This window comes from Vibrio sp. CyArs1 (genome assembly GCF_022432925.1).
Taxonomy (GTDB): domain Bacteria; phylum Pseudomonadota; class Gammaproteobacteria; order Enterobacterales; family Vibrionaceae; genus Vibrio; species Vibrio mediterranei.
Genome location: NZ_JAKRBO010000005.1, coordinates 391,436 through 416,771, shown reverse-complemented (window position 1 = coordinate 416,771; position 25,336 = coordinate 391,436). Strand labels below are relative to the sequence as shown.

The 25,336-nt window shown below is 41.5% G+C and carries 31 protein-coding genes; 3 read left to right on the top strand and 28 right to left on the bottom strand.

Annotated elements, in window-relative coordinates; genetic code table 11:
• Window positions 1–42 precede the first annotated feature (42 nt).
• The 11 genes from MMA19_RS17305 to MMA19_RS17260 form a co-directional block, all read right to left on the bottom strand.
• Window positions 43–519, bottom strand: coding sequence for an N-acetyltransferase (locus MMA19_RS17305; protein ID WP_031495858.1), 477 nt, complete (start codon window positions 517–519; stop codon window positions 43–45).
• A 39-nt stretch (window positions 520–558) separates the two neighbouring features.
• On the bottom strand, window positions 559–1,032 hold the full coding sequence (locus tag MMA19_RS17300) for a GNAT family N-acetyltransferase (RefSeq protein ID WP_240206779.1): 474 nt from the start codon (window positions 1,030–1,032) through the stop codon (window positions 559–561).
• 71 nt (window positions 1,033–1,103) lie between these two features.
• Window positions 1,104–1,469 carry a hypothetical protein gene (locus MMA19_RS17295; RefSeq protein WP_124941102.1) on the bottom strand — a complete coding sequence of 122 codons (366 nt, stop codon included), beginning with the start codon at window positions 1,467–1,469 and terminating at the stop codon, window positions 1,104–1,106.
• 263 nt (window positions 1,470–1,732) lie between these two features.
• Window positions 1,733–2,086: a DUF1428 domain-containing protein gene (locus MMA19_RS17290; protein ID WP_006075010.1), complete on the bottom strand. Its 354-nt coding sequence runs from the start codon at window positions 2,084–2,086 to the stop codon at window positions 1,733–1,735.
• A gap of 574 nt (window positions 2,087–2,660) precedes the next feature.
• A complete protein-coding gene (locus MMA19_RS17285) occupies window positions 2,661–3,056 on the bottom strand; it encodes a GFA family protein (RefSeq protein WP_240206778.1) in 396 nt (131 codons plus the stop codon).
• 121 nt (window positions 3,057–3,177) lie between these two features.
• Window positions 3,178–4,122: an RDD family protein gene (locus MMA19_RS17280; protein WP_346657541.1), complete on the bottom strand. Its 945-nt coding sequence runs from the start codon at window positions 4,120–4,122 to the stop codon at window positions 3,178–3,180.
• A 77-nt stretch (window positions 4,123–4,199) separates the two neighbouring features.
• A complete protein-coding gene (locus MMA19_RS26570) occupies window positions 4,200–4,334 on the bottom strand; it encodes a hypothetical protein (RefSeq protein ID WP_006075007.1) in 135 nt (44 codons plus the stop codon).
• Window positions 4,335–4,543: 209 nt separating this feature from the next.
• Window positions 4,544–4,999 carry a GNAT family N-acetyltransferase gene (locus MMA19_RS17275; protein ID WP_171394024.1) on the bottom strand — a complete coding sequence of 152 codons (456 nt, stop codon included), beginning with the start codon at window positions 4,997–4,999 and terminating at the stop codon, window positions 4,544–4,546.
• A gap of 151 nt (window positions 5,000–5,150) precedes the next feature.
• On the bottom strand, window positions 5,151–5,618 hold the full coding sequence (locus MMA19_RS17270; protein WP_240206777.1) for a hypothetical protein: 468 nt from the start codon (window positions 5,616–5,618) through the stop codon (window positions 5,151–5,153).
• A gap of 151 nt (window positions 5,619–5,769) precedes the next feature.
• Window positions 5,770–6,057 (bottom strand): hypothetical protein, encoded by a 288-nt coding sequence (locus tag MMA19_RS17265; RefSeq protein WP_240206776.1) that lies wholly within the window; start codon window positions 6,055–6,057, stop codon window positions 5,770–5,772.
• 567 nt (window positions 6,058–6,624) lie between these two features.
• Complete coding sequence (locus MMA19_RS17260; RefSeq protein ID WP_171394026.1) at window positions 6,625–7,134, bottom strand: RDD family protein; 510 nt, start codon at window positions 7,132–7,134, stop codon at window positions 6,625–6,627.
• 374 nt (window positions 7,135–7,508) lie between these two features.
• Here MMA19_RS17260 and MMA19_RS17255 point away from each other — a divergent pair, with 374 nt between their 5' ends.
• Window positions 7,509–8,303: a nucleotidyltransferase domain-containing protein gene (locus tag MMA19_RS17255; protein WP_240206774.1), complete on the top strand. Its 795-nt coding sequence runs from the start codon at window positions 7,509–7,511 to the stop codon at window positions 8,301–8,303.
• A gap of 630 nt (window positions 8,304–8,933) precedes the next feature.
• On the opposite strand, the gene MMA19_RS17250 is transcribed toward MMA19_RS17255, so the two are convergent.
• The 10 genes from MMA19_RS17250 to MMA19_RS17180 form a co-directional block, all read right to left on the bottom strand.
• A complete protein-coding gene (locus tag MMA19_RS17250; protein WP_171394028.1) occupies window positions 8,934–9,287 on the bottom strand; it encodes a tRNA-binding protein in 354 nt (117 codons plus the stop codon).
• Window positions 9,288–9,839: 552 nt separating this feature from the next.
• On the bottom strand, window positions 9,840–10,244 hold the full coding sequence (locus tag MMA19_RS17245; protein WP_171394423.1) for a hypothetical protein: 405 nt from the start codon (window positions 10,242–10,244) through the stop codon (window positions 9,840–9,842).
• Window positions 10,245–10,468: 224 nt separating this feature from the next.
• Window positions 10,469–11,206, bottom strand: a complete 738-nt coding sequence (locus MMA19_RS17235) for a hypothetical protein (RefSeq protein WP_240206773.1) — start codon at window positions 11,204–11,206, stop codon at window positions 10,469–10,471.
• 132 nt (window positions 11,207–11,338) lie between these two features.
• On the bottom strand, window positions 11,339–11,770 hold the full coding sequence (locus tag MMA19_RS17230; RefSeq protein ID WP_240206771.1) for a GNAT family N-acetyltransferase: 432 nt from the start codon (window positions 11,768–11,770) through the stop codon (window positions 11,339–11,341).
• 137 nt (window positions 11,771–11,907) lie between these two features.
• Window positions 11,908–12,438: a DUF4145 domain-containing protein gene (locus tag MMA19_RS17220; RefSeq protein ID WP_240206769.1), complete on the bottom strand. Its 531-nt coding sequence runs from the start codon at window positions 12,436–12,438 to the stop codon at window positions 11,908–11,910.
• Window positions 12,439–12,607: 169 nt separating this feature from the next.
• Window positions 12,608–13,177 (bottom strand): hypothetical protein, encoded by a 570-nt coding sequence (locus MMA19_RS17210; protein ID WP_240206767.1) that lies wholly within the window; start codon window positions 13,175–13,177, stop codon window positions 12,608–12,610.
• A gap of 144 nt (window positions 13,178–13,321) precedes the next feature.
• Window positions 13,322–14,158 carry a DUF2971 domain-containing protein gene (locus MMA19_RS17200; protein WP_240206765.1) on the bottom strand — a complete coding sequence of 279 codons (837 nt, stop codon included), beginning with the start codon at window positions 14,156–14,158 and terminating at the stop codon, window positions 13,322–13,324.
• A 113-nt stretch (window positions 14,159–14,271) separates the two neighbouring features.
• Window positions 14,272–14,835 (bottom strand): hypothetical protein, encoded by a 564-nt coding sequence (locus tag MMA19_RS17190; RefSeq protein ID WP_240206763.1) that lies wholly within the window; start codon window positions 14,833–14,835, stop codon window positions 14,272–14,274.
• A gap of 145 nt (window positions 14,836–14,980) precedes the next feature.
• Complete coding sequence (locus tag MMA19_RS17185) at window positions 14,981–15,514, bottom strand: hypothetical protein (RefSeq protein ID WP_240206761.1); 534 nt, start codon at window positions 15,512–15,514, stop codon at window positions 14,981–14,983.
• Window positions 15,515–15,633: 119 nt separating this feature from the next.
• The gene (locus tag MMA19_RS17180; protein WP_240206759.1) at window positions 15,634–16,533 is read right to left on the bottom strand and encodes a DUF6236 family protein; all 900 of its coding nucleotides are present in this window, start codon (window positions 16,531–16,533) and stop codon (window positions 15,634–15,636) included.
• A 234-nt stretch (window positions 16,534–16,767) separates the two neighbouring features.
• Between MMA19_RS17180 and MMA19_RS17175 the strand changes: the two genes are divergently transcribed.
• Window positions 16,768–17,733 (top strand): integron integrase, encoded by a 966-nt coding sequence (locus MMA19_RS17175; RefSeq protein WP_240206757.1) that lies wholly within the window; start codon window positions 16,768–16,770, stop codon window positions 17,731–17,733.
• Between the two features lie 51 nt (window positions 17,734–17,784).
• Here the strand turns inward: MMA19_RS17175 and rplT are convergent, their stop codons facing one another.
• The 4 genes from rplT to thrS all read right to left on the bottom strand — a co-directional run bounded on the left by rplT (window position 17,785) and on the right by thrS (window position 20,961).
• Window positions 17,785–18,138, bottom strand: coding sequence for a 50S ribosomal protein L20 (gene rplT / locus MMA19_RS17170; RefSeq protein WP_004401084.1), 354 nt, complete (start codon window positions 18,136–18,138; stop codon window positions 17,785–17,787).
• Between the two features lie 41 nt (window positions 18,139–18,179).
• Complete coding sequence (rpmI, locus tag MMA19_RS17165; RefSeq protein ID WP_004401085.1) at window positions 18,180–18,374, bottom strand: 50S ribosomal protein L35; 195 nt, start codon at window positions 18,372–18,374, stop codon at window positions 18,180–18,182.
• A 106-nt stretch (window positions 18,375–18,480) separates the two neighbouring features.
• Window positions 18,481–19,032, bottom strand: a complete 552-nt coding sequence (gene infC, locus MMA19_RS17160) for a translation initiation factor IF-3 (RefSeq protein ID WP_081411588.1) — start codon at window positions 19,030–19,032, stop codon at window positions 18,481–18,483.
• A gap of 3 nt (window positions 19,033–19,035) precedes the next feature.
• The gene (gene thrS, locus MMA19_RS17155) at window positions 19,036–20,961 is read right to left on the bottom strand and encodes a threonine--tRNA ligase (RefSeq protein WP_240206756.1); all 1,926 of its coding nucleotides are present in this window, start codon (window positions 20,959–20,961) and stop codon (window positions 19,036–19,038) included.
• A gap of 347 nt (window positions 20,962–21,308) precedes the next feature.
• Between thrS and MMA19_RS17150 the strand changes: the two genes are divergently transcribed.
• On the top strand, window positions 21,309–21,500 hold the full coding sequence (locus MMA19_RS17150) for a hypothetical protein (RefSeq protein ID WP_063605343.1): 192 nt from the start codon (window positions 21,309–21,311) through the stop codon (window positions 21,498–21,500).
• Between the two features lie 61 nt (window positions 21,501–21,561).
• Here MMA19_RS17150 and MMA19_RS17145 read toward each other — a convergent pair whose 3' ends face one another.
• The 3 genes from MMA19_RS17145 to MMA19_RS17135 form a co-directional block, all read right to left on the bottom strand.
• Window positions 21,562–22,839 carry a glycosyltransferase gene (locus MMA19_RS17145; protein ID WP_006070680.1) on the bottom strand — a complete coding sequence of 426 codons (1,278 nt, stop codon included), beginning with the start codon at window positions 22,837–22,839 and terminating at the stop codon, window positions 21,562–21,564.
• A 123-nt stretch (window positions 22,840–22,962) separates the two neighbouring features.
• Window positions 22,963–23,958, bottom strand: coding sequence for a hypothetical protein (locus MMA19_RS17140; RefSeq protein WP_124941088.1), 996 nt, complete (start codon window positions 23,956–23,958; stop codon window positions 22,963–22,965).
• On the bottom strand, window positions 23,945–25,336 hold the full coding sequence (locus MMA19_RS17135; protein WP_240206754.1) for a DUF3131 domain-containing protein: 1,392 nt from the start codon (window positions 25,334–25,336) through the stop codon (window positions 23,945–23,947). Before MMA19_RS17135 ends, MMA19_RS17140 begins: the two co-directional genes overlap by 14 nt.

The following is a 25,336-nucleotide window of genomic DNA, read 5'->3' as shown; positions in this document are numbered from 1 at the left end:
CCCACCAAATTACCCTAGTTATATATTGCTAGAAGGCGCTTTTTATAGCTGCTTCTCCATTCGAAGCAGGTCCCAAACCACCCCATCATAGGATCTTGTCCCTGTTTCACGAGACATGACGTTAAAGCCTAACGCTTCATAACAACGCCTCGCTGTTCGATTGTGCGCAAAAACTGCGAGTGACAACTGCGTCGCAAAGTATCGCGTTCGAGATAATTCGATTAACTGCGTTAGCATGATTTTAGAGATCCCCTGGCCCCGAAAGTTGCTCGACACAAATACACGACAAATACGGAAATTTGACTCAGTGACTTTGAACAATTCAACGTAACCAACACGCAGGCTACCGGATACAAGAATAAAAGGAAGGACTTCGGGTTTAGCGCAGTGGCTGCTGAGTTGATGGTGGTCTAATGGAAAGGCGAAATTTGGCCCTCCCCATTGATAATTCAGTTTTTCTGAGTCAATCCATTGGATGAGCGTATCGTAATCTGCTTTGTCGAATACTCTGAGTTTCATGGTTCTCTCACTAATTGGCTCTCGCATTAAGTACATAGACTAAAGCACTTTTTCATAGCATTGCTCTCGTTGCATTGCTCCCCATAACTCACGTTCTATTTCCTCAACCTTACTGAATCCATATTTGATATATAACGATTTTGAGACAGCAAGTCCGGCTACCGTCCATAACACTACCTTGGAGTAGCCTCTGTCAAGACAGAAGTCCAGCGCTTGTTCCATAAGCGCTTTGCCCACTCCTTTCCCTCTTGCAACGGGGTCAATAGAAAACCACCTGAGCTGTGCTTCGACCTCAGAAAGCTCGCAAATACAAATTGTCCCGACAAGCTTGTTATTAAGCCTGACAAGCCAAATTCTCTCTCGATCACTGTTTCGCTTAGCAAATTGCGCCAGTGGTTCGGCAACATAAGCTTCAAATGTCACGTCATATCCATATTCACTCGAGTACAATAGCCCGTGCTGTTTTATAATCTGCCCAATATCACCAGGCCTTAAAGTATTTGATATTTCCATTATTCTCCATTCCATAAGAAGAAGTCGACAAACGCGACAAGGCGGTATAAACCACACGGTCCCAAGCAGTACTATGAACTAAGCTTCAGGAATACGCCCTCTTCCCTTAATTGAGCACGTAAGTCTAGCAACTGAATATTAGCCGATATTACTGATAGCAGATTTCCAAAGGCTAGTCCGAGCATAAGACCAGCGGCGTACCCAGCCCAAACCTCCAAGTTCGGCTGATAAAACATATTAACGGCCTGACAAAAGAAAATCAGACTGGTTAAATAATGACGAAGTTCCCCGCAGTTCACTTTATAAGTATTAGTCGCATAGTCGTAGCAGATTTTGACTTGTGAACTTAAGCCGCCCAACTTGATGTACATTCTAGTTTTGCCACTTTCATAAGAAATATCATTTAACTCAAGCACTTTCTCGATACGTTCTAGCATATTTTTATTCCCTTTGAGCTTATTCAGAATCTATCAAGATTATTACTCAGCGGGAGCACATTCAGAACAAGAAGGCTATTTCACGAGAGACTTCAAAAACAGAGTTGGTTTCATTGTGATTTGTGACGAGCAGAGATTCACCTCAACAGTATGGCGTTGGTATTTCTTCTCTCGCCACAACAAATCAGCAAACTTGAAGGAAAACCACCAAGCACTACACATTACCGCTATTACTTGACAGCTTTACTGTGCATAGAAAAATGCTATTTGTCTAAAATGACCTCAAATCCCCCATAAATGATGCGCTTGCCATCGAATGGCATTGGATTGTTTTCTGGGCTCATCCTCGGGTCTTCTATTATTTTTTCCCAAGCAGAATCTCGTACATCCTTAGAAGGCCAAACGACCCATGAGAATACAACTGTTTCGTTGCCCTCTGCTTGAACCGCCATAGGGAATGAAGTAATTTCTCCATCAGGCACCTCACTTCCCCAAGCTTCTACAACCTTTATTGCGCCGAAATCTTTGAACATCTCTGCTGCAATTTCTGCGTGCGCAATGTACTTTTCTTTATTCACTGTTGGTACGGCAGCTACAAATCCATCGACATATGACATAAGCGAACTCCTTTGTATGGAGTAATAATCGTAGTACAAGGACTGCGTTGTACATAGCTGTCTGCCGTTAGAATGAGCTTTAGCGGATGCTGACACTGCAAGTGTTCGGACTTATAGACTGCTTGAGTCGTTTGAGGGAACTATAGCTTCCTAAGAGGCTGTAATAACTGTGTTACAAAGAATAAGAGCACCACTACTCCTGTAGCTTCCCACCACATCAAATACTCGATTCGCGTGCACATACTAATCAAATAAAGAGTGACAAAGTACATTAGGTAATAGAAACGATGATATACACCTAGAAGAGATCGACAGTTATCACAATATATAGGAATCTTAGGATAAGCTTTAAGTTTGCTAGCACATGTTAATGACTCATCACAATTGGGGCATTTAAACATCGAATATTCTCATGCAGTTGAATAGAGATTCAACCTAACCAATGTTAATACACTCAACCAATCGTCTAGTTAAATTCTTCGGCCAGGTTCAGATTAATGAGTAGATTTAGCTGTATTCTCTTTAAAGGCTAGCAAACAACAGTATTCAAAATATGCAACGCAATATCAGCTCACTATCTGTCCGCTGGGTGGTTGACCCCGTCATTTGTCACCACATCACCCAGATCAAACGGGTTAACTCCTTGCAAACATCCGACGTTGTATCCGTATTCAGTCGGGTCGGAACGTCTTTGGTGATGAGTGTAAATGCCACAGTTCGAGCAAAAAAAGTGTTTTGCCGTATGCGTATTGAACTGATATAGCTTTAAGTGTTCCTGCCCTTTCAAGATACGAATACCGTCTAGTTTCACTGATGCAACGATCGCTCCACGACGACGGCACATTGAACAATCGCAACGTCGAGGCTTATCTATTCCATTTGGTAGGTGCAACTCAAGCTCAACAGAAGCACAATGACATGTAGCTAGATGGTAAGTTTTAATCAGGGTGTCACCGACTAACTTGGGCATTCGTTTATCTCCAGTTTGATAAAGCGGTTTTAGGTGACAAGTAATAGCTCGCTAAAAACGAGGTGAAGTAGAGCCTAGCACGCTGTCACGCGCCCGACTTTAACCCCATGTTAAATTCTCATTACTCCAGACCTGTTAATTCTTGTGGGGTAAATTGGTAATTGTGGCTATTCCATTTTGAAGCAATACCAATGTCATAACCGTAGACAAGAGTTACCTGAATTATGTCTTTGCTTAGTGATTCTGGATAAGTCTTAATTATTGTCTGCGCTAATTGCTTTGCAGTTTTGAAATCATCAACATTATCCTTATAAAGAAACGCTTGAGCATTCACATACATAGTTGTTCTAGTACCTGAATCAGATGAGGTAACCGTACTTGAGCCTGTTGTTACCTCTGCATATCTAACTGATTCATTGCTGTTTATTGCTTCCTGAGTTACTAGCAGACCTTTAAAAGGTTCTGCTTCAAATAAGCTAGAAGTATATGCTGGCACAAGCGCTGCAACGATGAATAAAACAGCCACTACCCCTAAGTGAGGTTTCCAAACTGAAGGGAGTTCTTGACGATTGGCCTTTGCATTTACGACGTAAGTACCTACCACAAGGTCATGTAATGACTGTCGAGTTACACGATTAAAAACGTATAAGTAAGAAATCGAAAGTAAGCCACCAAGAGTAATCAAAGATAAGGGGTACATTAAATATGAAAGAGATAATTCGTTTGGAATCTGTGCTCCATTCAGTGAAAATGGAATCGCTAGGAAGCTATACCTTGCAAAGGATTTAGGCAGACTAATTGTTGAATTGGATGAATCTACAACTCTGATGCTTAGTGCTTTTTTACCAATTGTTTGGCCATTTGATACAGAGCTATTCATAACTCCAAAATATGTAATTGAAACGGCAAAACCAATTAAGCTACCCCACCCGTCAAGTTGGGCGAAGGTGTCTTCAAGAAACAAACCTATAACAGACCCAAAAACACCTAGTATTAGAGAGTCGATAACCAAGGCCCCGATTCTTCTCCAAAAGCCGCAAATCCATTTATCTTGCACTTCTTCCAAAATTCAATCCCTAATACAACGTTTGAAAACAATCCAATACATTGTTATGTGTGTTTAATTCCCAAGCTGAGCAAGTATTATTTATTGTTTTCCTTACCCTGAAAATACTCTTCGTACTTTCTGGCAACCCACTGATGAATGTGAAATCCAGTTTTGCGAACCAGGTACCAATCTACAGCAGCTAAAATAACCAAACCAATTATCGTTCCCATAGAAAACTCTCCATAAACATCGTGTGTAATTTCATAAAATAGTTAACAACACTGTGAACCTTAACAAGCTATTAGTGCTAGTTCTGGTTTTCCCTAACTTTACATAATACTGAAGCATCACGTCCGACTGAGTGGCTGCCAATAGGCGGAACTTGAACCCAAACTGAAGAGCGTTACGAACCTGCCTGAGTTCATTATTCGCAGACTGCCTACAACACGAGCTTAAACCCTTCATGTGTTGCTTTGAATCCAAGTTTTTCATAGAACCTGATTGCGTCAGGGCGCTGCTTGTCACTCGTTAACTGAACGATTGTACAACCTTTGTTTCTTGCCTGTTCAATAGCATATGCGAACATTTGCTCACCGAAGCCTTGTCCACGATAGTCGCTATGGATTCGAACTCCTTCGATAAGACAACGCCAACTACCAATATGCGTCAGGTATGGAATAAAGGTAATTTGAAGCATTCCAACTAGAGAGTTTTCCTGTTCGACAACAAGCAATTGGTTGTTTGGGTCTCGTACAATTGCTTCGAACGCTTCAAGATACGCACTATTCAACGGAATAGAGGCATCTTCTCTTTGACTACCAAGGGGGTCGTTTGAAAGCAAAGCAACAAGACTTTCTAAGTCTTCAAGAGTAGCTGAACGATATTTTAATCCCATTGAGGGTTCCTTTTTACTTTTGACTACTAACATCCTGTTAAAAGTAACAGTTTACCGCCTCCACACTCAAGCAAAGTCAACGTCTTCTTTAAACTCAACCAAACCAAAACCGCCGCCCGTTGGCTATCTACTTGAATAATTTATTCTGTTTCTAGTCGTCAACTTTGCTCTTTCTCCAAAGGGAAAGTACAAGCATGAGAGTGAATAGCAGCATAAAAGGCAGGTTAATGAGCGCTCCAGGGGCATCACCGGAAGTTTCTATTGGTTTATGGGCACCTATGTAAAACGCTCTCATTCCGTATTCAATGACACCAAGGAAATACATAAGAGGGATTAGTGCTTTGTATCGTAAACAAACCACTAGATATATAAACCCTATGATTAATTGAGATAAACCCCAAAGGGCAAATATACCGATTACTGTAGACGCTGCTTCTGAAGAGTAAGTATCAAGGGGAATGGTCGCAATTGACTGCGCCCCACCATCTGCTGCAAACAAGTGATGCTGACTACGCCACAACGTAATAGCAGTCAATATATAGAAAAACCAAAGCGCAACCTTATTGCCAACATAGGTATTGTCGACCTGCTTGGGTAAAAACAATCTAAAATCCAACATGTTACATCCTATGATTAATAAATCGATTGAAGCATAATGTTAAGCTAACGTGCTCGAAACGCTTAACGATAGTCTCTGCATTGCACGTTAGTCACTGAACTTACAGTAAACCGAAAAGTTCACATGTTGAGGCTCACTGCCAAGCACCTTGTTAAGTGTTGTTTTGCTGATTGGTTAAGCTTTGATATCGCTTATCACTCACAAACCACGCGAGGCTATTAAGCGGAATACAAACAACCAAAATCATAGCAACAGTTATTGGTATGCTAGAGAGGAACTCTACCCACTGACTTTGGTTAGTAAAGATTGCGACACCTATTAACTTACCAGCAAATAGTCCTCCACCAATCATTAAGGTTTGAATCATAACGTAGTGGATAAACCCTTTGCTTCGCTTTTCTTTCCAGCGCTTTAACCATTTCATTTGTGACTCAGTCATACTCGCCCCTCAACTTAAGGCAGTTACCTCAAGCTTATAGTCAAATAATCTAAGAACTACAACTCTGGCGCATTTTTTGAGTTGTATCCAAATCTAGAGGAAATATATAGCACCTTACTAACAGGTGACAATGATATACCACCACACTTAAAATTTGTGCCCTAAACACTGAAGCAAAATGGAACGAAAGTGGCCAAGCATTAGGAGTCCAGTTAAGCGACTTGTTGTGCTAACGTTCGGCTAACCTTTACATTGGCAAGCCAAACTATCCTTCGAATTGGCTGCATTTGTATCTCGCTTATAATCAGGCAAATGTAGCCAACGATAATCAAAGGAACACCGACAGTCACTAGACCCCAGCTATATACATCAAAGTTTTTCAGCTCAAGTAACCCTATATACAATGAAGATAAGATACTTGATAAGAGTCCCGTATTAATGACTAGCATTAAGACGGTGTTGTTAGTAAAAACATAGATATTTGAGTAGGAACTTTTCCTAATCCCAGCCGTTCCTGACAGACTACCTAGTTTAACTTGCAGCATGGAGTCACTGTTGAAGCGTTTGTTAGGTTTGTCTCACCACAACCGAGCCAGCTATATAGTCATGTACCGCTCGTCTTTTTTCGTTGAATAGCATTGATACACTCTCCAAAACTACCCAGCTAATCATAATTAAGCTCACAATGGTTAATACTGAATCTTGATCCAAGCTCTGCCAAGTCTTTCCAAAAAATGCCAACTGAGCATAAGCATAAACAGTGAAGGGAACCATTATGATCGGAACAATATCACGCATACACGACTGCTTAACGGTTATATTACGACTTTCTGATACATCAACGACCTTAACCTTCATCACCATTTTGCCAATGGTTTGTCCGTATTTTGCATGCAGAATAACGTAATATGAAATACCTAATATCGCACCTCCGACACCCCAAAGGAAAACCCCCACTGAACCAATAGCACCAGATAATATATATTCATCAATCCATTGCAGTGGTAAGAAAACTAGCCCGTCGATAATAACGGCAAAGAAGCGCCTCCAAAAGTTTGAGTATTTATTGGCGTACATAATAAGCCCCTGAATATATAGCAGTTATATGAAGCTAAAATGTACACCACTCCGCAAGCATTAAAGTACGGTAAAGGGTGTTTTGCGAGGTACGATAAGAAACAAGGTCTACCAATAATTGTTTTGGTTCAAAAAGCCAACGTCATGCTCAGTTGCGGCTAACACCACCAAACCCAAACAAAGCCACCGTAATCACATAAGCTCAAGTTGACGCCAAAAGTGCCAAGCGTTACGAACCCACATGAAGCGTTTGTAACACCAAATTTTATTGCACTGAAACTCTTTTTAAACGACACTGTAATGCTGCGTTGATTTTACCGCACTAACTACGCCCATCGCGTAGTTTAACTATCCGTTATGTTCAAAGGTAAAATATGGAATATCCAAAATCTCTCCCCGAAACTCATAAGCAGCTTTTAGACAAAATTGTTCATAAACTCAAGCAAGACCCTAGAATCGTTGGGATCGGAGCAAGTGGCTCATATGCTACAGACACGTTAGATGAATTCAGCGACCTGGATTTAGTTATTGCGGTTAAGCCCGAACAATATGAATCTGTAATGGATGATCGCTTTGCTATTGTTGATAGTATCGAAGGCAAAGTCGCAGCCTTTACTGGTGAACATGTCGGGGAACCGAGGCTAGTCATTGCACTCTATGCTCCAAACGCTATCCATGTTGATTTCAAGTTCGTATCCTTACCTGACGCAGCAATCCGTGTTGACGATACGAAAGTGCTTTGGGAGCAGGATACTTTACTCACTGACACCTTTGAGGCTGCAGAGTCTAAGTACCCCCAACCTTCCCCACAATGGATTGAAGATCGTTTTTGGATCTGGACACATTACGCTACCACTAAAATTGGACGAGGCGAGTATTTTGAAGCTCTAGAATTTTTGTCATTTATTCGCACCGTTGTTCTTTCACCACTTGCACTTAAACAAGCCAACCTGACACCTTCAGGTGTGCGAAGAATCGAGACTCGCCTTCCTGCGTTTAGCAAGAAGCTTGAACGAACAGTAGCAAGACCAAACAAGCTTGAGTTAACACTTGCAGTTAAACAATGTATTGCTCTTTACCTAGAACTAAGAGAGCAGGAAGACATTGAAAAGAACATTGATGCACAAAAACTGTGTATTCAATACTTTGAAAACGAGACTCATCAGTAAAGCTTCTAGGGGCATTGGCTTGCCCCATTTTAGCCAGACTTACCAATTTGGTATAACGACCTGTGAAGATGTGAACAACACAGTCACGATACTTAACTTTTACACCGTAGCCACTAAAGCCAACTCATACGAAAAGTGCCAAGCATCGCGAATCATATTTGAACGGTTTGTTATAACTACGCTTTTCTGATTGGCTGACATATATAAAGCAAGAAACTACACACCAAGGCTATCCCTGATGCACTTAACGCATTAAATTCACAATAATTTATTAAAGAGGACGTCCCAAAAGCCGCCACAAAAAAAGTTCCAAAATAATACAACTTGAACGGTAACAACTTCTGCGAGCACTTTTTGCAAATTACTGGCTTATCAGGGGTGAAGTTGAGCTTTTCCCTTACAGTCAATGGCGCTGAGCAATTTGGACACTTGAACATGTCTGTTCCTAGCTTGTTAGTATATAAAGAACAAACTAGCCATAGTGAACCTCCCTTGCAAAGCTGCAAAAATATAATTCGAGGGAGATCATGCTGCCACCCAACCCAAAACATCGTGCTATAAACACTAAATATGAAGTAGAAGCAAAAGTGCCAAACGTTGCGAATCTGCTTAAGTTTATTGTTATGCGCGTTACCCTGCTCTTGCGCCATTAGGTATTTCTGTTTCTGGGCACGCTAGGCATGGTTTCAGTTTGTCTTCGTAGCCGATGTCAAACAACATGCCTTGAGATACTTCACCTGCCATCTTTCTTTCAGGTAAATTGACTACAAACAAGGCTTGCTTACCTTCAATTTCTTTCGGATTCTCACGCTCTTGTTTAATACCAGCTAAGATTGAACGCTTATGATCACCAAAGTCGACTGTTAGCTTCATTAGTTTGTCCGACTTTGCCACTTCAGATACTTCGACAATTAAGCCAACACGAATATCAATTCTTGCGAAATCATCAAACGTAATCTCATCTTTAATTGGAGCATATTTCATACTTCTACCTTCAAATTTATCCGAAGCGCATAACGCCTTGCCAACCGGCGCTTACGACTAACCCTACAAACACACTAAGCTCTAAACCAAAAATAGCGAACCTTACGCGTCCGTTTGAGCAATTTGTTATAAGCGATGCTCACCATTTTGATGAAGTTTGACTAAAATTACTATTAGCCAATACTCAACTTTTGTATATATATCAATGATATTACGACATAGGAAAAGCTTCAGAGCTAGCTCTTACCCTTCTTTTCTTGACCATGCACGACAAATCAGAATTTGATGGTTCATACCGTGCGTGGAAAGGTATCAAATTTGACGTAATGAACCACCTTTATGACAAAGGACTAATACTAGATCCCGTTAACAAGAACAAATCTGTGGTCGTGACTCCAAAAGGAGCAAAACAGGCCGAAGAATTATTCAACAAGTGGTTAAAAATGTAGAGGTTCCAATAGCTTACGTCCGCCTAAGGCGTGAGTGAACGTGGGCCATGTTTGAACGATAGCGAGTTCGGCACACGTTTACGAATCGCACTTAAAGCGTTTGTTATGCCTTTTTTCCAAGGGTCTCTAGCATGAACTTATTTGGGTGCGGCCAAACTTCATCTTCAGGTTTGTCAAACTGCAAAAATTCAATTAGATCTCTACCTTCTAACACAAAAGCAACGATTACACCCGGTGCTGGACTCCTTGGCGACAAAACCACATTTCTACCTTGAATTGCGTCTTCAACACTTTCTACAACATAGCCAATGTGTGGCTGTGTCTTTATCACCTCTGGCAAGGAGCTATCCTCATCAAAATTCATCCACTCCATGGCATAAGGCGTTTCAAAATACCCTGTTGCATGCATTTTCAATTGAGGGTTATGGGTATCATCCGGCAGGTAACTATTTGTTGGTATGCCTACATGGTGAAATGTCATTCTTTGATATTTTTTATTCGATTGCATCTTAGTTTGGCTGATTTATAACTTTCGTTGAAGCTTATTTAATATCAAGCTTCAACTCAATTAACATGACTGCAATTAACAAGAATCTGACACATCTCGATGAGGCATAACGCCCTGTTAAGGTGTGAGCAACGCAATACCGAAGCCCCCGCATACCACCTTAAACACTAAGCGCAACGCATAGTAAAAATGCCACGCGTTGCGAATCACTCTTAAACAGATTGTTAAGGAGCTATATTTGAGGCTATTTTCTTTATTTCATCTCGAACATTTTCCACTAATGTGTCTCGAGGTGCTGCTAATGTTTTTTGTAACTGAGATTCTGCTAGTTTTTGTATGTGAAACCTAAGCATTCCCGTATTCAATGAATTATGAAGCCCCATTAATGCAAGCAATCCTTCAGGGCTAACCGCTTTAAGAAACATTTTTTTGTTTAGAGCGATTTTTTCATGAGATAGACCACTATTTATTTTTCCAAAAAAGCTCTTAATCAACGACTCTGAGGGCGGATTATCGACCTTGATTAAACCATCTCGCAATGCACATAGTATTATGATATCAGTATAATAATACTGAACTGAGAACCCATTTTGATTGCAATCACTAATTTCTATCAAAATGACGCCGCCTTGGTGACCCGTACCCGTTGGTGAGGCTTCAAACCCTAAATCTTCACATATAATTGGGTCGGGCCTCAAAATTGTTTTATGAATATCCCATGATGTTGTGCCTGCTTTTTCCATTACAGTTTTTAACTGTACTTTTGTCATTGAATCCTGATCATCGAAAATTATGTCAAAGCCATCTTTATCGACTTCGGGCGTATATGCATTTAAGAAATACCCTCCTCGAGCAGCTGATAATTTAAGATCAAATAATAACTTGTTATTGATTAAAGACTCTTTTGCATGACTATTACTTGGCTCAAATAGGTATTCTTCTAACCTTGTTTTATTACTCATGAACTTCCCTTAGATCCTTAACGCCTTGCTAAGTTGCAGCTAACGAACACAACACTCAAACAAAACCACCGCAATCACAAAACCCAACCAAACCAAAAATGCCGAGCGTTAGCTGTCGACTTGAGCAATTTGTTAGCCGTTTTCGATACTAGTAATTGAAAAATGATGACTTGCTATATTGAACCCCTCACGCAAGTAGAACCGGTGTGCAGGAAAGCGTTGTACACCAGAATCTAAGTGAATTTGTTTGCAGCCATTTTCAATTGCATATGATTTAAGCCAGTCAACTAAGAACTTACCAACACCGCTAGAGCGATACTCTAGATTAGTTACCAAATCCTCTATATAAATGTGCTTTCCCCATGCAAGCTTTTCACCGACGCTAAAGCCTGCTACCGCTAAAATGGAAGAGCCTGATTTTACGTAAACTACCTTATAACCCTTTGATTGTTGTTTTTCTATTTGCGCTGCTAACTCTTCAATTTCGTAGTTGGTACGCAACTGACGAAGAACATCAAGCACCACTTTATAATCTGAATTCTGTTCGAGAAAATACACTTCCATGTTGTCTCCTTTTGAACGGCTAACGCCCAATTAAGGTGTGAAGCACGCGGCCACGACACTTAACTAGACCACCGTAAACACTAAACTCAATCCAAACCAAAAATGCCAAGCGTGCTGAATCACTCTTAAATTGCTTGTTAGCCAACTTTTTCTTCAACCCTAACTACACTCATCTGAGCTATGTGCAAAAATTGAATCTCTAGTCCAAAAATCAGTTCAAAAAGATGGCGAGGAGAAACAGAGGTATTATTTATTGAACTCGCATTCATACCTAAGCTAGGAGCTAACTCTCGTAACTGTTTGAAATAAGCATCTTTTACTTCGTGCCCTTCAATCGCAGCGAATAATCTATTTCGAATCGTAGAATCAGCTAGAGAGATATTGTCTGCACTATGAGCAAAGTCATTTCTGATTTTACGAAATATATTGAACATTTCTTTTTGTTTTTTAGTAATTACTCCAAGCCGATAAGACATTTCAATTTTTGATGAAAAAGTACCAAGAGCTCCATTGGCATCAAAAATTGGGTCTTTAGTTGTTGTTGGCGGAAGTAATTTCATACTCAACAGTTTTTCTAGTCCTAACTCCAGCATCGCTGCTGCTATAAGAACAGCTCCACGATCACTTTCTCCTTTAAGAACCTTGCTCGTATTGTCATACGAAACCATGTTATCAACTCCTAAGTTCACTTTGTTGGCTAACGCCCTGTTAAGGCGTGAGCAACGCAATACTGAAGCCGCCGCATACCACCTTAAACACCAAACACAACGCATAGTGAAAATGCCACGCGTTGCGAATCACTCTTAAACAGTTTGTTATAAATATGTACTCACCCATCTATAAGCGATACAAGTACACTTCATCTTTTCCGCTCTCAATATGTCTGAGATACGCCTTATCTATGTCGTAACAAACACTAAAGTTTAAATGTAAAACAGGAATCGACAGTAAGTCGACTACAAGTGTTGGCTCTGATTTTGCGTAATTCTTGATATAAGCTCTTACTGAAGTCCAAAGGGTAAAAACATCCATTAATTCGCTCTTCATGCTTGCAACTCTTGAATCACCTTTCGGAAGCCCTGATAAAATTCGCAGTTTATGGATTAACTCTTCGTTGAGTTGCAGCTCAATTCGAGTAGAAAATTTCTCCACCATTTCAAAAACGGTTTTACGAGACGTTTCTCTTTGCTCATAATCTTTGACTTGTTCTTGAATTTGAAGTTGCTTCAACAGTACAGCAAGAGTTAATAAGGCTAAGATGGGTGTATATAAGCCACCTAAAGCACTTCCCATGGCAGCCCAATCAGAATGACTTTCCCAAATTCCAATACCAAACGTTAAAGTGTAAAAAACTATCGGTGCAATTAAGGCTAACACTGCAACTGTTAAACATATTTTTGATTTCAAAATGATGCCTTACTTTAAAAATATTTATAACGCCCTGTTAAGGTGTGAGCAACGCAATACCGATGCCGCCGCATACCACCTTAAACACTAAACGCAACGCATAGTAAAAATGCCACGCGTTGCGAATCACTCTTAAACAGTTTGTTAGCTCTTGTCCCAACTAAGCAAAATATATGCATGATGCTCCCAATGTAACTTTTTTATCGGAATTGATAACTCATGCGCTAGATTCAAAATTGTAGGCTTGTAAACTTTTGGAAAAGCGTCGCCAAGAATTATCGAATGTACACATTGCAATAGGTCTATGTAAATTGGAGCTGATGTTGATTCCAAAGACGTAGGTATTGCAACATACCTAAACTCCATTTCATCTTTGTAGTCTGGTTGCTTTGTAAAGAAAAACTCTTCAACATGCTGATTTACGAAGCTTATTGCAATTTCACTAGCTGGGAGACTATCTAGTTCTGAACCATCTATATCTAAACAAGGTATATTACGATTTAGATCTGGTTCTTCATACCGAACATCCCCGTAACTAATTTGATAATTTGATTCAAGTTGCATTTTCAATTGATTAATTAATTTAGATTTGGAAACAACGATACATACGCCTTTGTGATTATCACCATATTGAGCCCACATTCTAGATTTAAGAGCACCGTGAGAACGCAAATTACCATCGACGATATCATTTTGGCAAAGTGATATAAATTTGGATTTTTCTCTTAACAACTGGTCTATTAGGAATGTAGCTTCATCAACTTTTTTGTCATGGTGTTCTTCCCACCCCCACCCAACAGCACCCGTTAACTTAGGTTTATACTCCTGAGGGTCATTCGTACCTGAAAACTCCCCCATCCGAAGAGTTTTATTAAACAGAATATGCTCCAAAGCTGTTTCTTTGCGAGTGAAATGGAACAGCGCATCTGCGGATGATATGAATTTAATATAATCATCATTAATACTGTATTGTAATTTCAAAGTCTTTCTCCAGAAGAGAGCTAACGCCGCGTTAAGGTGTGAGTAACGCAAGGCCGGAGCCCCTGCAAACTACCTTAACCACAAATACTAACGCATAGTGAAAATGCCACGCGTTACGAATCGCTCTTAAACGCTTTGTTAGTTGCCTTTTCCCAGAGCTTTATTGATGTGTCAGCAATTTTGCCAAACCACATTTCAAAAAATGCATCACGTTTGTTGGATATGACATTAAAACCTGTTTCGTGTGCAACCACTTCATCACCGTAGACTGATTCGGCGGTTACTGTAACTGTACAACTATTAAGTTGATCATTTGCGGACTCGGAAAGGCAGTAACTAAATATAACTTCAGATGAATTGGCACTTAAAGCGAATGGTAATGAAGTAGCAATATCCTTGCTATGAGGGTTCTTTTGTTGGATAACTTTTGAGAAATCATTGAAGTTAGTGATCTCAATTTCCTCGCCGGATGCTAAATATAATTGAAACCTTTTAAGAATAGCTGCACCATTACCATCGTTGATCAATTTAAACTCGCGAATTACTTGATGATCTTTAGACGCAGCTGAAAAGTAAGTATGGATTATAGGTAGTAGCTCTTTTCGGTTGTGCTGACGCTGCACAAATAAGGTTAGGCACGCCACTAACAGCGCTAAAAAGACTAATATTACTTCCATTGAACCTCCATAATCTTGGTGGCAACTAACGCCTTGTTAAGTAGCAGCTAACTTGCACGACACTCAAGCATAGCCACGGTAAACACTAAACTCAACCAAAACAAAATCGCCAAAAATTAGCTGTCTGCTTGAACAATTTGTTATGTCACGCAATTGGTTTGAGCACACTTTTCCACAAAGATGGAATAGATAGTTGTTCAATTTTTTCGAATGGCTCTCGCGAGTCTACCTCGGTAAAATAACTTATAGCAAAAATAACAAGTACAAAAAGACCGGATAATGCGTTGCACCATAACTGGAACTTATCAGAGCCGAACATCAACTTAACTAACTTATCAACAGCCAAAACTTCATTATGTACTTCTAGGCTTAGTATCGAGTACAAAGCGAAAAAGTTCGGCAACATGAACAGCAACACTATCGTTGCACATGTGTTCATAATAAATCGCTTTGGATTCTCGGCTGGAATATTTAACCTGAAGAACTTTCGCTCCGCGTCCTTTCTGTTCTTCTGGATGAACATTTCAAGAGCAAAAATCGCCAAATATACCGGGTAAGCAAAGACAGCTGAAGCCACCATCCCAACTTTAAATATGACTCCAAAAGCTAAACAAAGTATGAGCCCCAGTCCTACTGCATTAGCGAAGTAGGCAATTACACTAAATTCCATAGTTTCCATTTATGCCTCCAGTGACATAACGCCTGCAATAAGGTGTGCCCCACTGAACCAGCAAAGCGCACCGAACTCAATACCAAAACCGCCTAGTGTAAAGCATCACCTTGATTGCCTTGTTATGTTTAAACTAACTCCCTCTGAGCAGAAAGTAAGTAAGCATAGTTCTTAAGCGAGTCTGGTAATTGAGCACAAGTTGGAGTGTCTTTAATTGCTAGCTTAACTGATGCTGCAGCCCCTGCTCCAAGAGTCAGCATACTCGGAATCGATGCTGGGATTGCCGTAAACAATGTTGCTAAAGCACCAAGTAACCCTGATAAAGCAACAAATTCATCAGTTGCAACTTTTGTAATAGACTTGAATACTACGTTTTGATCTAACTCACCAACTACTTTACTGTAATTTTCAAGTTCTCTTTCCAGAGTACTTTTTACTTTTTCTGCTTCCTTAACCGTATTTTCTGCCGAACAGATTCTCGCCGTAAAAGTATCTATAACATCTCTTAAAGCAAGTAATTCTGGTTGTCGTTTTTCTCTAAAACTTAATACATCTTCGAGAGGAACATCAGAAGCGGGAATTGGGAGCATATTAAACAGGCTAAACTCTGTCGCAGCCCTGATGATAGAAGCTTCTTTGGGAATAAAGACTTCAGGCTGTGTTTGAAAAAGACTCCACTCACAATCGTTCGATTTGTTTAAATGAACCAATGATGCAAGCTGTGAATACAATGGGATTTCTTGAATATACAAGCCTCTACCCGCTAATTCAACGTCCAATCCAGCAGGGGGTTTACCATTGACCGCGAGCCCTTCCGCTTTTAACAAATCAAGTTCTGGATTAGAGGGGCCAAGGAAACTATCACGCATCATGAAGCTTTCCATCGCGCTAAAATCAATAACATCCCAAAATAATAGAGCATAGCGTAAGCTATCTAACTCTAACTTATATTTCAGGTCTCCGTGATAGCCCTCTTGTGTTCCATCCGAAGGAATAAAAGTTGGCCCAACTACAACACCACGTCTCATAAACTCTCCTTTAAACATAACGCTTTATAGACGGATTATTTCCGTACTTCCGCACACACTACCGCCTTCTAATAACATAGAATCTGACCATGTTAGATCATTAGTGTATGAAAATCCGTAGATTAAGTATTATTAGCTTTGTTGCACATCACAAAATGCGGAAATTTTCCGTATAAGTCCTCAAATCTTACTTAGACTCAACAACTGTACACAAACACAGTATCGGAGTAAGTTATGAAATCCCCGTTTTTGAACTACATTCGTGACTTTATGCGCGCGAGGCACTATTCGGAAAGGACAATAGACGCCTACCTCTCTTGGATATTTCAGTACATTGTTTATCAAGATAAAAAGCATCCAAAGGAAATGGGTACTGCGGAGGTGGAAGATTTTCTTTCCTATTTGATTACAAGTCGTAACTTGGCTATGCGTACTCAGAATCAAGCACTCAACGCGCTAGTGTTTTTATATAAACATATCCTTCATGACCCTATAGACGTCAATATGCGCTTTAAGAAATCTAATAAGAGCAAAAAGCTCCCTACAGTCCTCACAGTAAAGGAAGTAAGCAAAGTGCTTGAAAGTATGCCGCCGAGCTTTTTATTGCCAGCACAACTCATGTATGGCTCTGGCTTACGTCTTATGGAGTGCCTTCGGCTCAGGTATCAAGATATCGACTTTGATTATGGCGCATTGAGAATATGGCGAGCGAAAGGAAATAAGAATCGAGTAGTTACGTTAGCCAGAGAGCTATTCCCAGCGATACGGCAACAGCAGCAACACGTTGAGAGTATTTGGAGGCAAGATGTTAAGCAGAGTGACTATTCCGGCGTGTGGCTCCCCAATGCATTGGCGACTAAATACCCAAACTCAAACAAAGAGCTCAACTGGCAGTTTCTGTTTCCTTCTGCTCGGCTGTCTATCGACCCTACTTCTGATTTGATTCGTCGACACCATATTAATGAGTCGAGCGTACAAAAAGCTCTGAAATCTGCGGTGAAAAAGACGGGGATAGAAAAGCAGGTTAGCTGTCACACGTTGCGGCATTCATTTGCAACTCACTTACTGGAAAGCGGCGCAGATATTAGAACAGTGCAGGAACAATTGGGACATACAGACCTTAAAACTACGCAGGTCTACACGCACGTCATTAACCGAGGAGCGAGTGGCGTGAAAAGTCCGTTATCTAATATTCTTTAGATACAAAAAAGGAGAGCTTTCGCTCCCCTTTTACATAGACCTAACTGCTAATTAAAGAGCAGCTTTCGCTTTTTCAACTAGAACTGCGAATGCAGCTTTGTCGAATACCGCGATGTCAGCAAGGATCTTACGGTCGATCTCGATAGATGCTTTCTTAAGACCGTTGATGAAACGGCTGTAAGATAGACCATTTTGACGAGATGCAGCGTTGATACGTGCAATCCACAGTTGACGGAATTGACGTTTCTTGTTGCGACGGTCACGGTAAGCGTATTGACCAGCTTTAGTAACTGCTTGGAAAGCTACGCGGTAAACACGTGAACGTGCACCGTAGTAACCTTTAGCTTGTTTTAGAACTTTCTTATGACGTGCACGAGCTTGTACACCACGTTTTACGCGAGGCATTATGTCTCTCCTAAACTAAACGATTGATAAACTAAAAAGAATTAAGCGTATGGCATCATACGAACAACTGCAGCCACTTCACACTTAGGAAGGATTGCATTTGGACGAAGCTGACGCTTGTTCTTAGTAGTACGCTTAGTCAGAATGTGACGTTTTGTAGCGTGCTTGTACTTAATACCACCAGCAGTTTTCTTAAAACGCTTAGCAGCACCTTTGTTGGTTTTCATCTTAGGCATGATGAATAACTCCGCATTGTTGAGTTGATTAAACAATAGTAATTAGGGCGAACAAAACCCAGCTGTTCAGAAAACAGCTGGGTTTTCTTACTTGTAAAGCCGTTAATTACTTCTTCTTAGGGGCCAATACCATGATCATTTGGCGACCTTCGATTCTAGTCGGGAAAGATTCTACTACAGCTAAATCTACAGTATCTTCTTTCAGACGATTTAGAACGTCGACACCAATGTCTTGGTGAGCCATTTCACGGCCACGGAAGCGAATTGTTACCTTCACTTTGTTGCCGTCTTCTAGGAAACGCGTCAGGTTGCGTAGTTTTACCTGATAGTCTCCAATATCAGTTCCAGGACGGAATTTTACTTCCTTAATCTGAATCTGCTTTTGCTTCTTCTTCTGCTCTTTCGCAGCTTTGCTCTTCTCGAAGAGGAACTTGCCGTAGTCCATCACACGACAGACTGGTGGCTCGGCGTTAGGGCTGATCTCTACGAGATCCATACCAGCTTCTGCAGCTGCATCTAGTGCTTCTTGAATCGATACGACACCAACAGATTCACCATCTGCACCTGTTAGACGAACTTCACGAACGCCACGAATTTCACCGTTTAAACGGTGCTGGTTTTGTTTGGCCGGTTGTTGGCCACGTCTTCCGCCTTTAATAGCTTATTCCTCCAGATTGAGCTTACGGCTAGAAACCTCGACTTGGATGTATGAGATAAAGTCATCCACTTTAAACTTGCCTAGGTCCTTACCCTTACGTGTACGTACTGCAATTTCTCCGGCTTCCATTTCTTGGTCGCCACAAACAAGCATGTACGGGATACGCTTCAAAGTATGTTCGCGGATTTTAAAGCCAATCTTCTCATTTCTCAAGTCCGCTTTGGCTCTAATTCCACTTTTTTGCAGTTTTTGTGTTACTTCTTGAACATAATCAGACTGTTTGTCAGTGATATTCATGATAACAGCTTGTTCTGGCGACAACCACGTTGGGAAGAAGCCAGCGTATTCTTCGATAAGAATACCGATGAAACGCTCAAGAGAACCTAGGATTGCACGGTGAATCATAACAGGAACTTGACGTTCGTTGTTTTCATCCACGTATGTAGCACCTAGACGACCCGGTAGGTTGAAGTCTAGCTGAACTGTACCACATTGCCATGCACGATCTAGGCAATCATATAAAGTAAATTCGATCTTAGGACCGTAGAACGCACCCTCACCTTCTTGAATCTCGAATGGAATTTCCATTGCTTCAAGAGATTGTTTTAGTGCTTCTTCAGAGCGATCCCAGATTTCATCGCTACCTACACGCTTCTCAGGACGAGTCGACAGTTTCACCACGATGTTATCAAAACCAAACGTGTTGTATGTGTCATAAACCATCTTGATGCAAGAGGTTACTTCGTCTTGGATTTGGCTTTCAGTACAGAAGATGTGTGCATCATCCTGTGTAAAGCCACGAACACGCATAATGCCATGAAGTGCGCCTGACGGTTCGTTACGGTGACATGAGCCAAACTCAGCCATACGTAGCGGTAGATCACGGTACGATTTAAGACCTTGGTTAAAGATCTGAACGTGACCTGGGCAGTTCATCGGTTTAATCGCGTATTCACGGTTTTCTGATGAAGTCGTGAACATTGCGTCTGCGTATTTGTCCCAGTGACCAGAACGTTCCCAAAGAACGCGATCCATCATTAGAGGACCTTTTACTTCTTGGTAACCATATTCAGTCAGTTTTTCACGAATGAATACTTCTAAGTCACGGAATACAGACCAACCGTTGTGGTGCCAGAACACCATGCCTGGAGCTTCTTGCTGCATGTGGAATAAATCCAGCTGCTTACCAATTTTACGGTGGTCACGTTTTGCCGCTTCTTCTAGACGCGTCAAGTGCGCTTTAAGCGCTTTTTTATCGTGGAATGCAGTACCGTAGATACGTTGAAGCATCTTGTTGTCACTGTTACCACGCCAATATGCGCCTGCCACATTCAGTAGTTTGAAGTGTTGGCAGAAGCCCATGTTAGGAACATGAGGACCACGGCACATATCAATGTATTCTTCATGATGGTAAAGGCCTGGACGGTCGTCTTTAGAAACGTTCTCGTCTAGGATTTCCATCTTGTATGGTTCGCCGCGACTTTCAAATGTGTCACGAGCTTCCTGCCAGCTAACCTTTTTCTTGATAACTTGATACTTGGTTTTTGCTAGCTCTTTCATACGTTTTTCGATTTTTTCAACGTCTTCCATAGTAAGAGACTGTTCTAAATCGATATCGTAGTAAAAGCCATTGTCGATCGTAGGACCGATTGCCATTTTCACATCTGGGTACAGTTGTTTAATAGCGTGACCAAGTAAGTGAGCACAAGAGTGGCGAACAATTTCAAGACCGTCTTCGTCTTTCGCCGTGATGATTTCTAGGCTCGCATCGTTTTCAATTAAATCACAAGCATCTACGCGTTCGCCATCTACACGACCAGCGATGGTTGCTTTCGCAAGACCAGGACCGATTGAAAGAGCGACATCCATTGTAGAAACAGGGTTATCAAATTGACGTTGGCTACCGTCAGGAAGAGTAATTACAGGCATGTAGTATCCTATTTACAGTGGTCTTGCACACCAAGCAAGACATGTTTTATTGGTTAGCAATTTTCAGTGAAGCGAAAACTGCCGCGATTTCATTGTGTTATCAGCTTATTTTGATGCAAATACGGATGCACCAGCCAAAGCGAACGAACATTGTAAACAAAGCTCAAGAAATAACAATCAGAAATGTGACATGTTTAATAAAACAACGATAACTCGCCTCTTTCCCACGGCATGGCATGCCTCGTAAATTCCTGCTGTTGCAGCCTCATTCTCGTTATGTGAATCTTTGATTTCACATCAATAGCTTCTAATCTATATATTGGGTATGTTGGAAAAAGGAACTTCTTATGGACCATTCAGAATATTACGTCAAACTCAATCAGGATGGGCATTCTACCGTATATTGTGAAGGACACTTATCGCTAGGGAGCGAAGTTATCGAAGTGGAAAACCAACTCGACCAAAATCATGATGATTCCACCGCCATCATTATGCTTGCTAATGGCACTAGAATATCCGGAGTCAAAGTCGTCGAATAAGATAAACAAAAAATAAAAAGGAGGCATGCTTGCCTCCTTTTTAACATCCTCACTCCGTGAGTCACGAACTCGCGTTAGCGTATCTCGCTTGCTGTATCCATGCTCTTACCTCATTAGGCGACATAATGGCAGGATCACCCAACGATTTGTCATCGGCTTCAGCAAGCTGTTTTGGCAAAATATCAATAAGCAGTTCTAGATCTTTGTGGGAATGAATCTCCTCATCAAAGACCTTTGCCATATCACGACTGTACGACGCATGACGAGCCCTTGCCGCTTTGACCAACCCTTCTAACAGCGTATACCAAGTTGTCATAGGACCTTGCACAATCGAGGCAGACTCTGCTGCTGAATCAATAAAGGCAAATGGTACGGTAGTAATCGGCTTGTTGTATTCCATCGCAGCCAAGATCCAATCGGTATCAAATGAAAAATCATACACTGTTGGATTACGAAGGATAACTTGCAGCGCATCACGGGAATAAAGCTTAAATGCCGCCTGAGTATCTTTAATACCTTGAGAGAATATTTGCTCCCCTATCATTCGCTGCATATGGCGTAGAGTCTTAATGCCGATGCCCCAACGCTCTTCTTGTTTGACCAAAATCGACTCTGGATGTTTGCGATTACCTAAAACCACTTGTTTGGCCTGTTCTAAGTAAGGTTCTAGCAGCAATCCTATTTGCCCTAAATGAACTGAGTTGTCAGCATCGGTATAAACAACGACATCTGCGCCCTCATCTATGGCCTTTTGGCAACCAAGTACAATCGCTCCACCTTTACGAGAGTCGTCAGCACTATTCAGATTAGCTAACGGTCCTTCATCCGTATCCAAATGTTCCGACAGTTTAAATACTGTGACTTTATCGGGCTGCTCTGTGGTCTTAACGATACCTTTCGCAATATCAGCACTATCATGAGGGCATCCATCATCTACTGGGTAAAGATGCCAATCGATGCAACTTCCCGAAGTGATCCAAGCTAGCTGTTCTACCTTCATTCTCAACGAATCTTCACCGTTGGGGTTTTGTTCTGTTTTGGGGTTTAATCGATTGTGCTCTCCCCACATCGCAAACACCACACCAATGCGCAATGGTGTTTGGATTTTTCTTACATAGCGCTTTGAGGCAACCAATTTAACAGCTAAGCGGTATTCCAGTGGCGCTTGGTCTTCTATCGCTAATTGCTTTAAGTCGCCAACAGATAGGCTGCTCAACGCATCCAGTTGCTCTGCTAATTGCAACAAGCCCCTTTGTTGGTGATTATCGGTAAGGTCGAAATGTACGTTCGAGTTTTGGAGAAGCGTAGATGCTTGCTTAAGATCTTGATTGCTAGCCATGGTCCCTGCCCTAATTAGTGGAAACAAAAGCAGACTAGGATTTATGGACGTGAGTTCAAATAATTGTCTTCAATATATCTAGCAGGTAATTCTAAACAAACCATATGAAATCGCGTTGTTTACTTACTGGTTTTCTTGCTCTACCGGAACTGGAGCAAAACTCCTTCGTTGCACAGCCTCGACACCCGAGCTACTCTCTGCGCCAATATTGGCTCTTGGTACTTGCCTCTCTGTGCTGAGTGTATTGTCTAAGTCCCCCAAATCAGCTTCATTTGCCAGAGCATTTATCTCATCTCGTTCTGCGGCTTCGTAATCGAACTCATCAATTGGCGTCGCGATTATCGTAACCTCGTTTTCAGCTGGCGCTGGTGAAGTTTGAATCAAGTGACGATTAGTCACCACTGCTCTAGCTGGGGCGGAGGTTGGAGCTGCATTATTAATGCCTTCGGGCGTTTCGTTAGGTTGTGATGCTGGTTTCGGCACAAAGCCTTGAGATTGAGAAAAATTCGATTCAATGCCTTTTAGTTTTTTTTGTCCTGGAACAGTTTGCGTAGCCACTGGTGGTGGCGTGCTCGATGGTAAGCTTGTCTGTGTGCGAGTAGATTTTAGGCCAATCTTGGGACCAGAGAATGCAAAAAGATTGAGTTTTTCCTGCCAAACTTGCAAAACTGCCGCATCATTTTCCCACGATTGGTCATAGCCACCAGCAACATCAAAAGTCTGCATTTGCGTCAGCAGTTGAGTATTTGCTTGTTCGTTTTTTTGATGAAGATACTGCTGCATTTGAGACCATTCCGTCCCTCCAGTCAGTAAATAACGCACACTATTAGCCCAATACTCATACGCTTTCGGGTCATTGTCTAAGTTGGCACACACCGTGGCTAGAGCTTCAGCAAGACCTGCGTATTGCCACATTTTTTCCGTACCCAGTTTTGCTTCCGAGGCTAATATTTGCAGACTCAGTCTATGGTATTGTTCCGCTGCTTGTTTAAATCTTCCGTTACCAGCCAGTAAGGTGGGCTGACTAAATACCCTTAATTCGACGTCCTGAACCTGTGCACTAGTAGACGTGGCAAAGGAAAACAGGAATAACAACAGCAGAAATCTAATTGTAGTCATCAAACGTCTCCACTAAACACTTACCAGGATGATAGAAACGTGAGTCAAACTGTACGTCTCGGTATTCTCGTGTTCCCGATGGTTGATAGAGTTTTCCATTCTGCTTGTATAGCAAGGCTTCTAGAACCCCAGCGTTGGTCTTAAGCGTAATACTCTTTTCGTACTTACTGTTTCTTTCATAGCGGCCTTCATACCAACCTCGTTGCGGATCGTAGAGTTCACGCACTAGTACCATCAAGCGGTCGGTATAATCGGTCTTCCACAACGCCCACATTTGAAAAGCCACACGAGTCGATACCAAAGCAAGCAAATCATGGGAACTTCCATCTTCGGCTAACGTTATCCATGGAGTACCCAAGGCATAGACCGCGTCATAAACAAAATAAGGATCGCCTGCTACTACATGATCACCTCGCGCGGTATAGATTCTATCTACATCCCAACGCGCTTCTTGCACTAAATAGAGAGAATCTGCCATCGCAGACATTACCGGGTCAGAATGATTCGCATCGTTAGAACTGGAATCCGAAATCTTATCCCAGTTAAACTCTAACCCCATCCATAAGTAAGGAGTGCTGTAGACAGGTCTTAGGACGTCAAAATCTCTGGGGTCTCTACCATCAAAAAGCAGGTCAATGCCATAAATAGTCGCAACGTCATACGGGTCTATTCGCATCGCTTTGTAAGGTACAACTTGCCAATCTAAATAAGCATAAGAGGTATATTCTTCGACGCCCAAACGCCCCTCTTTATAACGGGTCACATTGCCTCCATATATTGCACCGCCGAACAACTCACCATCTTCATTGATAAGTTCACAGAAGTTCCAGCGCAATACTGCCTTATCAATGTATTCGGTAAATTCAGGAGAGAATTGCTTAACGATGGCGAGTGCAATAAGTAAACGCCCAGTATCTAACGAGGACCATCCAATATCACTAGGTTGCAAACCATAATCCACTTTCTGTCCCGTCTGGGTGTGATAAACCTTGTGCGGAACTTGTCCCATACTCAAGTTCATGTCATTGAGAAAAGTCAGTACTAAGGTGAGTCGTTCGTCGTATTGTTTGGTTGAGATAAACTCGAACTCTTTCGCTGCGAGCAAGGCGAATAGATAATCGGCAATGCCTGACATATTGGTTGATGGGTAGTTGTCGATGCCATTAACTAATCCAGTTTGAAGCTGGGTGTTGTTCTCAATGTATTTCCAGGCAGTACTTGCCCAAGCCAACTCTTGTTCAGTTAGCTTTCCGTAACGTCCCTGACGAAATGTCTGAGAAGTATTGATTGCTTCAACACCAGAACTTACACCTTGGACAATGGTTCCACAGGCATAAAGTAGAGGCAGAGCTAAAAGCAAAACAACCAGCCTTTGCAT